The sequence below is a fragment of the Tunturibacter empetritectus genome, assembly GCF_040358985.1.
In the GTDB taxonomy this organism is placed as follows: domain Bacteria; phylum Acidobacteriota; class Terriglobia; order Terriglobales; family Acidobacteriaceae; genus Edaphobacter; species Edaphobacter empetritectus.
This window is the reverse complement of the sequence record NZ_CP132932.1, coordinates 1,070,547-1,083,663: the sequence shown is the minus strand read 5'-3', so window position 1 is coordinate 1,083,663 and position 13,117 is coordinate 1,070,547. Positions and strand designations below refer to the sequence as shown.

Annotated in this window: 11 protein-coding genes; 5 read left to right on the top strand and 6 right to left on the bottom strand. The window is 57.3% G+C overall.

Features of this window, described 5'->3' with window-relative positions:
- On the top strand, positions 1-2,709 hold the full coding sequence (locus tag RBB75_RS04400) for a (Fe-S)-binding protein (protein WP_353069683.1): 2,709 nt from the start codon (positions 1-3) through the stop codon (positions 2,707-2,709).
- Between the two features lies 1 nt (position 2,710).
- Here the strand turns inward: RBB75_RS04400 and RBB75_RS04395 are convergent, their stop codons facing one another.
- Positions 2,711-3,688: an alpha/beta hydrolase gene (locus RBB75_RS04395; RefSeq protein ID WP_353069682.1), complete on the bottom strand. Its 978-nt coding sequence runs from the start codon at positions 3,686-3,688 to the stop codon at positions 2,711-2,713.
- Between the two features lie 40 nt (positions 3,689-3,728).
- Here RBB75_RS04395 and RBB75_RS04390 point away from each other — a divergent pair, with 40 nt between their 5' ends.
- Positions 3,729-4,283: a hypothetical protein gene (locus tag RBB75_RS04390; RefSeq protein ID WP_353069681.1), complete on the top strand. Its 555-nt coding sequence runs from the start codon at positions 3,729-3,731 to the stop codon at positions 4,281-4,283.
- A 206-nt stretch (positions 4,284-4,489) separates the two neighbouring features.
- On the opposite strand, the gene RBB75_RS04385 is transcribed toward RBB75_RS04390, so the two are convergent.
- Together RBB75_RS04385 and RBB75_RS04380 are read right to left on the bottom strand one after the other, a co-directional pair.
- The gene (locus RBB75_RS04385; RefSeq protein WP_353069680.1) at positions 4,490-5,005 is read right to left on the bottom strand and encodes a septal ring lytic transglycosylase RlpA family protein; all 516 of its coding nucleotides are present in this window, start codon (positions 5,003-5,005) and stop codon (positions 4,490-4,492) included.
- A 610-nt stretch (positions 5,006-5,615) separates the two neighbouring features.
- Positions 5,616-6,233 carry a CGNR zinc finger domain-containing protein gene (locus tag RBB75_RS04380; RefSeq protein WP_353069679.1) on the bottom strand — a complete coding sequence of 206 codons (618 nt, stop codon included), beginning with the start codon at positions 6,231-6,233 and terminating at the stop codon, positions 5,616-5,618.
- A gap of 511 nt (positions 6,234-6,744) precedes the next feature.
- On the opposite strand from RBB75_RS04380, the gene RBB75_RS04375 reads away from it, so the two are divergent.
- Positions 6,745-6,918 carry a hypothetical protein gene (locus RBB75_RS04375; RefSeq protein ID WP_353069678.1) on the top strand — a complete coding sequence of 58 codons (174 nt, stop codon included), beginning with the start codon at positions 6,745-6,747 and terminating at the stop codon, positions 6,916-6,918.
- Between the two features lie 825 nt (positions 6,919-7,743).
- Here RBB75_RS04375 and RBB75_RS04370 read toward each other — a convergent pair.
- Both RBB75_RS04370 and RBB75_RS04365 read right to left on the bottom strand, forming a co-directional pair.
- Positions 7,744-8,694: an IS1595 family transposase gene (locus RBB75_RS04370; RefSeq protein WP_353069677.1), complete on the bottom strand. Its 951-nt coding sequence runs from the start codon at positions 8,692-8,694 to the stop codon at positions 7,744-7,746.
- A gap of 141 nt (positions 8,695-8,835) precedes the next feature.
- Positions 8,836-9,987, bottom strand: a complete 1,152-nt coding sequence (locus RBB75_RS04365) for a lactonase family protein (RefSeq protein ID WP_353069676.1) — start codon at positions 9,985-9,987, stop codon at positions 8,836-8,838.
- A gap of 114 nt (positions 9,988-10,101) precedes the next feature.
- Here RBB75_RS04365 and RBB75_RS04360 point away from each other — a divergent pair, with 114 nt between their 5' ends.
- On the top strand, positions 10,102-10,830 hold the full coding sequence (locus RBB75_RS04360) for an N-acetylmannosamine-6-phosphate 2-epimerase (protein ID WP_179639495.1): 729 nt from the start codon (positions 10,102-10,104) through the stop codon (positions 10,828-10,830).
- A 66-nt stretch (positions 10,831-10,896) separates the two neighbouring features.
- On the top strand, positions 10,897-12,177 hold the full coding sequence (locus tag RBB75_RS04355; RefSeq protein ID WP_179639494.1) for a sugar MFS transporter: 1,281 nt from the start codon (positions 10,897-10,899) through the stop codon (positions 12,175-12,177).
- On the opposite strand, the gene RBB75_RS04350 is transcribed toward RBB75_RS04355, so the two are convergent.
- The gene (locus RBB75_RS04350) at positions 12,167-12,943 is read right to left on the bottom strand and encodes a GntR family transcriptional regulator (protein WP_353069675.1); all 777 of its coding nucleotides are present in this window, start codon (positions 12,941-12,943) and stop codon (positions 12,167-12,169) included. The genes RBB75_RS04355 and RBB75_RS04350 overlap by 11 nt on opposite strands.
- Between the last annotated feature and the right edge of the window lie 174 nt (positions 12,944-13,117).

Below are 13,117 nucleotides of genomic sequence, written 5' to 3'. Positions count from 1 at the left end.
ATGCTTCCATTCCACCAAAAGATCGCCTTCCTCCTCTTCGCAGCAGTCACCCTCGCACTGGGCTTCCATGGCTTCTATCGCCTCTACCTCCGCATTCGCCGAGGCACCACAGACCCGGAACCCCGCTTCAACAAACTCCCGCGCCGCTTCCTCTACGCCCTCATCACCACCCTCACCCAGCAGCGCACCTTCAAGAAGCGCCCCACCGTCGGCCTCTTCCACTCCTTCATCTTCTACGGTTTCGTCTTCTATGGCCTCGTCAATCTCGTCGACGCCGCCGAAGGCTTCCTTCCCGCATCTTCCGGCGATATAAGTTTCTCCTCAAATGTCCCCGGCCTCACTCATGCGTTTCTCTACACTTACATCACCGTCCTCGCAGCTTACAGCTTCCTCGCCGACCTCCTCAGCTTCCTCGTCCTGCTCGGCGTCGTCGCGCTGGTCATCCGCCGCTTCGCCCTACCCAGTCGCACCGACTTCCGCTTCAACCCACGTACCCTCCTCCACAAAGACGTTCAGCACCAAAAGATCACCCGCGACTCCCTCATCGTCTCCGCCTTCATCCTCTTCCACGTCGGCAGCCGAGCCATCGGAGCTGGAGCAAAGATCGCCTCCGAGGGTCCCGACCCGCTCCAACCCTTCGCCACCCTGCTCTCCCACCTCTTCACCCCCGCCAACGCCGAAGCCTTCCGCATCTTCGGCTACTGGGGAGCGCTCGGCAGCGTCCTGGCCTTCCTCGCCTACTTCCCCTACACCAAACACATCCACATCTTCATGGCCCCGGCGAAGTACCTCGTCGCCCGCGAACCCACCTCCGGAGTCCTCCCTCTAGCAGCCCTCAATCTCGACGCAGAGAACGAAACCGAAGACGAAGCCAACGCAAAAACCATCGGCGCCGCCAAACTCGAAGACCTCGCCTGGCCCCGTCTCCTCGACGCCTACGCCTGCATCCAGTGCAACCGTTGCCAGGACGTCTGCCCCGCCACCGCCACCGGCAAATCCCTCTCTCCCGCCGCGCTCGAGATCAACAAGCGCATGGAGCTCAACGACCTCGCCGCGCAGCAAAGCCCCTTCGCGTTCACCTCCGCGCCCTTCGAAGCCGGAAAACCCAGTCTCCGCCCGCTCCTCCAGTTCGCCCTCTCCCCCGAAGCCGCCTGGGCCTGCACCACCTGCGGAGCCTGCATGGAGGTCTGCCCCACACAAGACGAGCAGATGCTCGACATCATCGACATCCGCCGCAATCAAGTCATGATCGAAGGCGAGTTCCCCAGCCAGCTTCAATCCGCCTTCCGCGGCATGGAGCGAGCCCAAAACCCCTGGGGCATCAACCACGAGCAGCGCCTAGCCTGGGCCGACGGCCTCAACGTCAAGACCACCGACGAGAATCCCACCCCCGACGTCCTCTACTGGGTTGGCTGCGCCGCCAGCTACGATCCCCAGGCGCAAAAAGCCGCCCGTGCCTTCGTAGAACTCCTCACCCACGCCGAGGTCAACTTCGCCGTCCTCGGGAAAAAAGAGTGCTGCACCGGCGACAGCGCCCGTCGCGCCGGCAACGAGTACCTCTACCGCCAGCTAGCCGACAAAAACGTCTCCACCCTCAACACTGTCCAGCCCAAACTCATCGTCGCCAGCTGCCCCCACTGCATGAACTCCATCGGCCACGAGTACAAACAGATCGGCGGCGACTACAAGGTGATGCACCACACCGAGTACCTCGAAACCCTCGTAGCCACAAAAAAACTCACCGCCACGCCCAGCGCAGCGACCATCACCTACCACGACCCCTGCTACCTCGGCCGCCACAACGGAGTCTACGAACCTCCACGCAACCTCCTCAACATCCTCTCCAACTCCACCCCCGAACTCCCCCGCCACCGCGAAAACTCCTTCTGCTGCGGAGCCGGCGGAGCCCAGTTCTGGAAAGAGGAAGAAGAGGGCGACGAGCGCATCTCCGACAACCGCTTCCGCGAAGTCCAGCAAACCCTCTTCCCCGCCGCCGGAGAAAAAATCCTCGCCGTTGGCTGTCCCTTCTGCAAGAGCATGCTCGGCAGCACCCCCACCAAAGCCGACTCCGAAGACATCGCCATCAAAGACGTAGCCGAACTCCTCCTCGAAGGCGTCCGCCGCAGCAAAGGCCTCACCACTCCCGTCACACAAAGCGAACCCGCAGCAACTCCCGTTACCCAATCCATCCCCGAGCCTGCCCCCACATCACTCGTCGCCGCCGCTGTTGCTGAAACTCCCCGCAAGGAAGATGTCTCGGCACCGCATACACCCGCGCCGCCGTCGATCGACAGAAAAAAGTGGCAACCGAAATCTGTCTCACCCGCTCAACCAACACAAAGCATCACCACCCAGACTCTACCCGCTCCTGCAGCGCCAGCGGCTGAAGTCTCGTCAACCCCGTCGACCCCCGAACGCAAGAAGTGGCAACCCAAAGCAGCAACCCCTGTTCAGCCGGAACCAGGCAACGTTCAGGCTTCCACAGTTGAGATCCTTCCGATCGAACCGCCAACTCCCACCGCGCCGGCACCCACGATTACCCCGCCCCCCGAAGCCCCAACGCCGGAACGCAAGAAGTGGCAGCCAAAATCCGCAACTCCAACGCCTGCCTCGGAACCGGTCCCTACAGTGTCTACCGAAACGGCAACGCCGCCTGTGTCAACCGATGCACCCGCGCGCAAAAAGTGGAGCCCAAAAAAGCCCAGCTAGCCTACCCCCCAGCCTTCACCCACTCCGCCACCCTCCGCAGCATCTCCTTCGCCTGCGGCAACAACGGAAATTCATTCGCCGAAGCCGCAAACCCGTGGTTCATCCCCTCCGCAAACAAATGGGTCACCTCCACCCCATCCGCCTCCATCCGCCGAGCGTAAGCCTGCCCCTCATCCCGTAGCACGTCATACTCCGCCGTCACCACGAACGCCCTCGGCAGCCCCGCCAGCGAACCTGCCAGCAGCGGCGCCACCCGAAAGTCCGCCGCCTCACTCCTGTCCTTCAAATAGTGATCCCAGAACCAGATCATCCCCCTCCGCGTCAGCCCATACCCCTCAGCATTCTCCAGATAAGAAGCCGTCGGCGGATCATAGTATGCCGCAGCCGGGTAGAGCAGAATCTGCCCCGCCAGCCCACCCACACCCTTATCCCGGAGCAGCAGAGCCACCACTGTAGCCAGCGTTCCCCCGGCGCTATCGCCCCCCACCATCACCCGCGAGCCATCTCCACCCAACTCCCCGGCATGCTCCAACACCCACTCCGTAACCGCCACGCAATCCTCCAGCCCCGCCGGAAACTTATGCTCAGGAGCCAGTCTGAAGTCCACCGCGACCACCACCACTCCAGCCTCTTTCGCCAGCGCCCGGCAGTAGGGATCATGCGTCTCAAGCGTCCCCGCCACCCAACCTCCTCCATGGAAGAACACCACCACCGGCAACAGGCCAACCCTCGCCGGCGTAAAAACCCGCACGCCAATCTCTCGCCCCGCTGCCGCAGCAATCGTCCGAGCATCGATTCCAAGAGCAGCGATCGCCCGATCCGCAACCCTCACATCGGCATACTCCGGCATCGGCACAAACCGCGCCATCATCTCGGCTCTCTCCGCCCGAGCCTCCTCCGGCGTCTGCTGCTCCACAGGCGGCCGACCCAGCGCCTTCCCCGCATCCAAAATCGCCCTTATCTTCGCATCCAGTGTCATGAAGCCATCTTATCGCCGCCCTGCGTGATAATCCTTATCCATGCACCTCGCCGGATCCTGGATCCTTCTCATCTTCCTGGCGGTCGTCACCGCGCTCATCCTGTTCGTCCTCCATCTCACCAGTGCCGGGGAGATTATCCGCCAGCAGATTCCCGACCGCCCCCAGCGGCGCCACTTCCTCGCCTCGGTCAGCTTCTTCATCACCTTTCTCGCCGTGCGTCTCCTGGTCGCCTCCATCACCCATCACATCGGCCCCTTCGGGTACGTCGAGATGGGCGGCCGCCACATCCACCATCTTGTCTGGGGAATCCTCCTGCTTCTCATCTCCGGCTATGCTGAAATCGCGGGCGTGGGGACCGGAGACACCTCCATGTCCATCCTCCTCAGCCGGCTCCTCGCTCTCACCTACGGAATCGGCGCTGCCCTTACCCTCGATGAGTTCGCCCTTTGGCTGAACCTTGACGCCGCTGCCTACTGGTCTCGCGAGGGCCGCGAAAGCATCGACGCAATTGTTCTCTTTGGCGCTTTACTCTCCATCAGTGCCTGGGGGGCACCGGTCTTCCGCTGGATCGGCCGTCCGAGAGCCAGAACCTGATCTGATTAAAGCGCCCTCTGTGGGGCGGCGGTCACGCCGTGACGTGTCTACCGGTTTCGCCCGGGCCTTCCGACGGTCGGCACAAGATCTTATTCGCGACCAACGGGAGCGCCAACCGAAGGGGTATACGAGTCACGAAGTGACCGCCGCCCGCGCAGGGCGCACTTTAAAGAGTTAAAGAACCCACCGATAGAGCCTGGCAAGGCTTAGTTTTGAAAGCTCAAAAGCTCCAGTTTCACCGGATCGAGCCCCGTGTTGACCATCCGCAGCTGTCTCGCGGCTCCAAGAGAAAGATCGATCACCCTGCCCGGATACAGCGCCCCCCGGTCAGTAATCGTCACAATCACCGACCGCTGATTCCGCAGATCGGTCACCTTCACCTTGCTGCCGAACGGAAGCGTCTTGTGCGCCGCCGTCATCTCATTCATGTCGAAGATCCGTCCACTGGCAGTCCGGCGTCCCTGCCATACTTCACCATACCAGCTTGCCAGCCCACTCTTAATTCGGGTCAAAACCGTGCGCCTGGGGACCGATACCGTATTCACAATCTCCGATGTGGTGACATCGTGCATCACCGGCACGGGGTCGGTAGGTCGAGCCGATGCCGGATTAGCGTTATCCGTCGCAAAGGCAGACAGAACGACCATCGCCGCCAGAGTAACAGCGGTTCGAGCCCTTCCTGTCAGGATTGCCGTACGGTCGTTTCCGGGTCTCTGTTTCATCCCTTAAGTATAAGAAAAACAACCATTAAAGGGTATTTTTAATACACTAAAATGAGCTCCGGTTCACCATACCTAAACCACCTTGTCAACCCTTTTCGGGGTTGCCTGGCCGCACCAAAAAAGTGCCAAAAACAGTCCCGTTTTGGCAACTCAACGTTACAAAGGGGTTAACCTTAGCCTTCAAGAGAGTGATAGCTCCTCCGCGTACACTCTCCTGTGCATTTTTTTTGGTCCCACGCCCCAAACAGCCTAGTACAACGAATCTGCCCGAACAGGAGGGAATAACAATCCACCCGAAGACGGCCTCAGCAACCAAAAACCAGCCTTCCGCGCTCCCGCCCGAGGGAGGGCCTACCTCGTCAGTAATGCCACCTTATCGTCGCTGTTGCCCCTGCTTTCTTGTTGTCATGCCCGAAGGGGATCTGCTGTTGTCTTGTCATCACCCTTGCCCTTGCCGTCATCCTGAGCGCCGCGAAGGATCCCGAAGGTCTCCGCCATTCACAACCTTCCGAACCTTTTTGCCAAAAACTGTTCGGCCATAAACATCTCATTCCAATTAGCTTATTGCTCCCTCTCGTCGCCGGTCAGCACCGACATAGTGTCAGTCTCCCTATTTGCTCTTCTGCTGTTGCCGGTAGTACCGGCGAGCCTTCTCTCGGTTGCCGCAGTCCTTCATGTCGCACCAGCGTCTGCGTCTCCCTCGGCTCTCGTCGAGAAAGAGCCATCCGCAAAGGCCGCCTCCACAGATACCGATCCGAGCCGACCTCCGGGAACAGAACAAAGACAGCGCCTCCCCCGCCAGGATCGCCCTCAGCTGCATCGATGCGAACTGCGGATCAGGCCGCCAATGGAGCCCTCCTCCGAGACTCACAACTATCGGTTTCGGCGCGTTCGCCTCTTCGCGAATCGCCACCAAGTCGTCTTCCGCAACCGGATCTCCCAGGGCAAGCGTTAGCCCAACATGGTAGATCTCCTCTCGAAGCTCCCAAACCTCATCGATAGGCGACGAAGATTCCACCAGTTCGCAGTACAACTCAGGCTCGATCAACCCAACCTGAACCGTCCATCGGACAAACGACTCCCAGTCCGGAAGCAGCTCGTCAGGCTGTTCGGCCAGATGCTCGGCCGCCGTATTGCAAAAGTCGAGCGCCAGGTGGCCACCAATGAGGGAAGCGACAGGCTTCGCAAGTGCAGCCCTGACAGCAACATCGCTCTGTCGATCCTTCATCGGCGTATCCCGCTCTCTATTGCCCGTCTTCCTGGATGCGAGATCTTTATACCACCTAACCGGTTAGACAGCCAAGTCGCAATAACAAAAATTACGCTCTCAAAGTCGCAAGTCATCTTTCTTCGCGAACAACGGGAGCGCCAACCAGAGGGTATACAAGTCACGAAGTGACCGCCGCCCGCGCAGGGCGTACTTAAAGCTTAAAGAAAGCCCGATCAAAACGATCTTTCAAAGGAGCTCGGCTAGTCGCGAAGACCAAAACTCTGTCAAGCCTCCAAATCGCATAACCCAATTCAATTCAGTACATTACGCGTGGCGTATAAGTTACATGCCAGACGCTATAATTGATACATAGATAAAAAGCCCCGGCTCTAAGCCCGGGGCTTTTTGTTGCCGTGCTAACTAATTGATAACAAGTATTTTAGGCACAAGCCTTCTGGTTTCTACATTTTGCAGACATCACCCCTCTGCAAAGGTAATAATATACTTGACTGAATTAGGGAGAAAGAAGATGATTGAACATACCGTGACAGGGCAGCAGGAGGAAGTATTGATAGAGGAATATCAAGAAGGTTTAGGCGGGCAGTTTCCGAAGACTACTGGTTCGGGTCCTATCCCGCCATACACCCCGTTACCTTCTGGCGCTCTTGAGGAGATTTCTCATTTCGTCATCGGAAATGAGTAGCTTGTCCCAATGTGCGTCGGCTAGGACCTCTTGAACTAGCAAGCGATCATTCGTTTTTATTTCGTAAGTAAGGGAATCGTAAAGCTTCTCGGATTCTCCGACGGGCCGGACAACAAGGTATTCTGAATAGAGTACTTTAGTGGCCCCTAAGCTTTTCAATTCTGCCCACAGGCCTTCGTATTCATCCTTGTTCTTTTCGTTGATGTCATAACTAACTAGATAAAGTGCCATCACGTCCCCTATTTGCTCTTCGGTTGAGGTACAGTGGTTGGAAGCGGAAAGGCGCAAGCCGATCCAAATGGCCGCACCCGTAGCAATCCGGGTGCGGGTGTGACTTCGATCACCTGGCCCTCGATTCGCTTTCCTTGTCAAGGGGAGATCGCGAATCGAGGGTTCCGTCATTGTGCGCCGCCGCTAGCGGTGATCTAGCGGAAACTGTCGGATCTCATATCAAGCATCATGCATACCGTAATATACATCCAAAAAGTGAATGAAATACGAAAACTCGCCGTGCAAGTACTTAATTCCAGACGATTTAACTTGAATCTCCCCCAGTAATCGGTTACGCTCAGGGCCGGCGTAACCGATTGAAGTGGGCGGTCTACGCCTTAAAACGGGCTATTTTTTCCAATCTTACCCTGTGGAAATCTTTTTTAAAGGTGGGATAATTCAATCCATGAAGAAGCAATGGGTAGACCCCGCGAAAAGACCTCCAAAACCAGAAACGATGAACACTCCCGGAGATTTTGGGAGGTTCACCGAGCTGATGAGAAGAGTCGTAGCCAAGAAGCCTAAACCTTCCGCTTCCCCCGACCCTGTCGCCTCCTAGAACGGTCTTTCTGCTGTCTTGCCCGTGACCTCGGCAAGGGTCAACCGTTTTCCTACTACCTGCGATAGAGCCTTCTTGAACCGTGCGCCATCATTCATCTTCTTGCCGCTGTTGTTGAACCGCCAAACCTGCTCAGTCACATAGGCGTCAAGGTGGAAAGGTTCAACGGCAACGTATGTTCCTTTTAGGGTCCGCTTCAGAAGTGCCCAGAAGTTTTCGATGCCGTTCGTGTGGACTTCACCCTTAACGTGCTCCACCATGTGATTTACGGTCTTGTGAACGAAGTGATTCGTTGCGCTCAGCTTGTCGTATCCAACCCATTGATCGGTGTAGATGTGCGATCCCCAGCCCACATGCTCAAGTATCTTGTCCTGTAGGGTTGTGCGCTTTGCATCAGGAATGACCATAGCGCGAACCTCGCGAGTGGTGCGGGTCTTCATTCCCATCACAATCGACTTGCGGCCATCTACGCCGCGCTGACCGATGTGGCGATTTTTGGGAAGGCCAGAGATGTAAGTCTCATCAATCTCTACTTGGTTCTTGGGGCTGTTGCCGATCTGAAAGGTATTGGCATCCTTCATGACCTCACGGATGCGATGCAGCATGAACCAAGCGCTTTTCTGGGTGACGCCGATAGCCCGGGCAAGCTCGTAGGAGCTGATACCATTTTTGCAATTCGATAGAAGCCAGAAAGCCGGAAGCCACTTGTCTAGGGCAATAGGGGAATCCTCGAAGATCGTGCCGACTTTGAGAGAGAACTTCTGTTTCGGATGTTTCACTTTGCAGAAGTAAAGCTTGGCGTTTTCGAGGTAGGAGACTTTCTCGGAGCCGCAAGTTGGGCAGAGCACAACGCCGTCGGCCCAGCGAACGGCAACCATGAACTGCCGGCAGTTGTCTGGGTTGCTAAAGTATTGAATCGCTTCGATTAAAGTCTTGGGGTATTCCATGAATCAAAGCATAACCCTTAACCGATATTCAGTCAAGTATATTATTACCTCTGCAAATTACTGAATAGAATAACTTTACCGCCAAGATACCCCTCGGGGGGGGAGGGGGTACCAGGGGGAAAGGAGATTCAAAGGGAGGAACTAGACAAACACCAGGCACTGCGGCCGCGACAAAGGAAAACTCTTCCCCGCATCCGTCAGCTTTCCCGTCTTTTCATCACGCGCCAGCACCGAGATATTGTCCGACTCCTGATTGGCAATCAGCAGCCACCGGCCACTCGGATCAAGCGCCAGATGACGTGGAACTTTGCCTCCGCACGGTATCCGGTCCACCACGCTGAGCCTCCCATCGGTCGGCGAGATTGCAAAGATGACCACAATGTCGTCAAACCGGTCGGTCGCATAGGCAAACTTTGCCTCCCGATCGATGACGATATCGTTCCCTGAGCTCACACCCGAAAAGTCGGCAGGCCTCATCACCACCTCCTGCACCGTCTCAAGCGCCCCGCGCGCAGAGTCCCATCGCAGCACCACCACCGAAGACGTCATCTCGGTGACGCAGTACGCAACCCTGCCGTTCGGATGAAACCGCAGCGCCCGAGGCCCAGCCCCCGGAGCAGACTTCCAGGCCGCCGGCTCATTCGGCACCAGCTTCGCCGTAGCCGCATCCAGCCGATAGATGTGGACCGTGTCCAGTCCCAGATCGTTGACCAGCAAAAACCGGTTATCAGGAGACACCGTCACGCGATGGGCATGAGGAGCCGTCTGCCTCTCCGCATTCGGTCCATGTCCACTGTACTGAAAGAACGAAACTGCGGGACTCAATGCACCGCCCGCTCCCACCGCAAACGAAGCCGCGCTGCCCCCGCCATAGTTCGCAGCAAACGCAGCCTTGCCAGTCCGGTCGAACGCGACGTGACAGGTCCCCCCTCCCCCGGAGGCAACCTGACTGACCTTGGACAACCGCGTCTTAGTTCGATCCAGCGTAAAAGTCGATACCGCCCCGCCGTCCTTGCCCTCGAACTTATCCAGTTCATTCGCCACGACGACGGTCTTCCCGTCAGGAGCCAGCGCCAGAAACGTAGGATTCTCCGCCTCAGCCGCAAGGCTGAGCGCCGTCAAATCTCCCGTCGACGACGCAAAGGAGTACGAATAGATCCCCTTGCTCGAGCCGGAGGTCTGAGTCCCGACCAGCAGCCGCCCCCCATCCTTTCCGGCCGCAAACCCAGCCCTCCCCGCCACCGTCAAAGCCGCCGAACCGAAGATAAATCCACGCCGATCAATCTGTCTCAAATCTCGCTCCTTTTTTCCCTCATCCACAATAACGCGATTTGCAGATAGTCTGTTTCCTACGGCGTCGTGTCTTCCCCATCAATAGCCAGACAGCCGCATTCAAGGAAGCATCAAGTGTCTCAAGGCTCGAACCCCTCATTCAACTCGCCCTTCCATCTCCTCCGCGGCCGCATCATCGTCTCCTGTCAGGCTGCAGAAGGCGATCCGCTGGACGATCTCGAAACACTCACCCGAATCGCAACCTCGGTCCTGCGCGGCGGAGCTGGCGGTCTCCGCGCCGAAGGCACAACTCGTATTGCCGCCTTCCGCACCCTCACGCAGCTCCCCATCATAGGCATCATCAAGACATACGACGCCAACGGAGACGTCTACATAACCCCCGACTTCCACTCCGCCAGGGTCATCGTTGACGCCGGAGCCGACATCGTCGCGCTCGACTGCACCGGCCGCCGCCTCACCGCCCCCGAACCGTGGCCAGAACTCATCACCCGCATCCACACCGAGCTGCGCCGTCCTGTTCTCGCCGACATCGCCTCCTTGGAAGATGCCCTTGCCGCCGAGCGCGCCGGAGCCGACGCCGTCGCGACTACTCTGTACGGCTACACCGCTGAGACCGCCGGCATCCGCTCTCCCTCCTGGCTCTTGCTCCAATCCCTGGTGGCCCGCTTGACTATCCCCATACTCCTCGAAGGCCACATCACCCACCCCCAAGAGGCCCGCCACGCACTGGACCTGGGGGCCACCGCCGTTGTTATCGGCTCCGCCATCACCCGCCCCGAGACCATTACGAATCGGTTTGTGCAAGTGACCAGGCAAACGGGGATTCAATCTTCAAGCAAGTAATCCGTCGAAACAGTATAGTCATCTAGACATATAAAAAGACAGTTCGTGCACAAACAGGGGATGGAAATGGCGCTTGGAGTCGCGGGAGAACGCTCGATCACCACGGTCGAGACCAGCAGCAAGAATTACACCGTTCCACTCATGCTGATGGTCTCTTTGTACTTTGGCATCGGCTTCATCACCGCGCTGAACGACATCCTGGTTCCACACTTCAAAGATCTCTTTCATCTCACCAACGTCACTGCGCTGCTGGTTCAGTTCTGCTTCTTCGGAGCATATTTCGTTATGTCGCTTCCGTCAGGATGGATCGTTGGACGGATCGGCTACAAGCGGGGCATTGTGGTCGCGCTGTCAGTTATGGGTTGTGGCCTGCTTCTCTTCCTGCCCGCGTCCATCATCATCTTTTATCCACTCTTCCTCTTCGCTCTGTTTGTCGTCGGCAGCGGACTTGCGCTCCTCCAGGTAGCCATTAATCCCTACGTGGGCGCATTGGGACCTCCGGAGACTGCGGCTTCCCGACTAAATCTGGCGGGCTTCTTCAACTCGATTGCTACAACTTCCGCTCCTCGAGTTGGCGCCGCATTTATCTTCATAGCCGCCGGTGCCTCTACAGTGCAGCTCGCCCACTCTGTGCGTAAGCCCTATCTCATTCTCGCAATCTGCGCCTTTGCTATGGCAGTCATCACAGCCTTCGTGCAGTTACCCGACGTCATTGAAAAGGGCGGCTCCAAATCCGGGACTGATGGCAGCGCGTGGAGCTTCAGCCATCTAAGGCTGGGTGCGCTTGCTATCTTCTTCTACGTAGGAGCCGAGGTTGCCATTGGAAGCATCATGATCACCTATCTTGGCCAGCCATCGATGGGAAGCTTGAGCCACGAGGTCGCCGCGCGATACGTCTCCTACTATTGGGGACTATCCCTGATAGGCCGCTTTGTCGGCTATTTCGCGATGCGCTGGATTCGAGCTCAAAGGGCACTTACCGTCGTCTCGCTGATTGCTGCTGTCCTCATCACTCTCACGGTCGCAGCACATGGACACATTGCAATGTGGGCCGTAGTCTTTTGCGGCCTGTGTAACTCGGTCATGTGGCCTTGCATCTTTCCGCTGGCGGTAAAGGGTTTGGGAAGATTCACGAGCCAGGGCTCTGGAATTCTAATTACTATGGTCGTCGGTGGAGCCGTTATCCCTGAGATTCAGGGCTTTCTCGCCGATACGCTCGGCTATCAGCACAGCTTCGCGATTGTTCTACTCTGCTACGCGTATATTTTCTTCTTCGCGATCAGAGGGCATCGCAACCTGGACTTAGCCGAGGCGTTGCATTCTCAGAGCGCCGCTCTTACTCAATAGTTGTGGTTGGGACACGGATGGAAGCCCGATAGCGGTCACCGCGGTATCGAGAGCATGCTACTTCGATTGGCGTCTCTTCGGTCGTCATGATTGTCCGCGAGACGGAAAGGATGCTCGCCTTCTTGGGAATTGTAAGTAAGTCAGATTCTTCGCGAGTCGCGGGGAGCGCCTCGATTACCTCATCGGCCCAAGCGACGCGCACGCCAAAGGTTTCGCGAAGTACGAAGTAAAGAGATTGCTTGGCAAAGTTGATCTTTTCAAGGCCTGGAAATTGCTTTAATGGGATATGCGACACTTCAAGCGCCATCGGAATTCCGTCGGCCAGACGTAATCGCCGCAGCCGCATTACGACCTCGCCCGTTTCGACCTTCAACTGCTCCGCGAGTTCCGCAGTAGCCTTTATGACGGTTTGCTCGATCAACTTTGAACTCGGGACCATACCGAGATGTTTCATATCTTCGGTAAAGCCACGCAGATGCATGATGTTCTTCTCAAGTTTAGGCCGTGTAACAAATGTGCCGCGCCCCTTCTGACTGACGGCGAAGCCGCTGGTCTTTAACCCGTGCAGCGCTTGCCGCGCTGTCATTCGGCTAACCTGGTAGATTCGCGCCAGCTCCTCCTCGGAGGCTAAGGGGTCCCCGGTCGAAAGTTCTCCCGAGTGAATTTTTTCCATTAATGCTCGCTGAATCTGGTAATACAACGGTATGAAACCGCTCTTATCCAAAGGACGAATTGTTGAAACAGATTGATTTTGAGGCTTCGGCACTCGATCTCCTGAGACGTTCCGACATCGTGTCTACATACTCACACTGATGGAAGATGGCAGTTTCAGCCAGCATCTTGCGATATACGATGTTGAACTAATTCGCGTCCTAGTCTTTGTAGTCCTATCCCGCTTCGGTTGTCTATACACATTTCGTCAAAACGAGTGGTAGTAGTC

Bases quoted from the DNA above. Each gene is read 5' to 3' on its own strand.
- RBB75_RS04370 (WP_353069677.1), bottom strand. From the start codon at position 8,694: ATGGAATACCCCAAGACTTTAATCGAAGCGATTCAATACTTTAGCAAC.
- RBB75_RS04355 (WP_179639494.1), top strand. From the start codon at position 10,897: ATGGCGCTTGGAGTCGCGGGAGAACGCTCGATCACCACGGTCGAGACC.
- RBB75_RS04380 (WP_353069679.1), bottom strand. From the start codon at position 6,233: ATGAAGGATCGACAGAGCGATGTTGCTGTCAGGGCTGCACTTGCGAAG.
- RBB75_RS04390 (WP_353069681.1), top strand. From the start codon at position 3,729: ATGCACCTCGCCGGATCCTGGATCCTTCTCATCTTCCTGGCGGTCGTC.
- RBB75_RS04375 (WP_353069678.1), top strand. From the start codon at position 6,745: ATGATTGAACATACCGTGACAGGGCAGCAGGAGGAAGTATTGATAGAG.
- RBB75_RS04395 (WP_353069682.1), bottom strand. From the start codon at position 3,688: ATGACACTGGATGCGAAGATAAGGGCGATTTTGGATGCGGGGAAGGCG.
- RBB75_RS04400 (WP_353069683.1), top strand. From the start codon at position 1: ATGCTTCCATTCCACCAAAAGATCGCCTTCCTCCTCTTCGCAGCAGTC.
- RBB75_RS04385 (WP_353069680.1), bottom strand. From the start codon at position 5,005: ATGAAACAGAGACCCGGAAACGACCGTACGGCAATCCTGACAGGAAGG.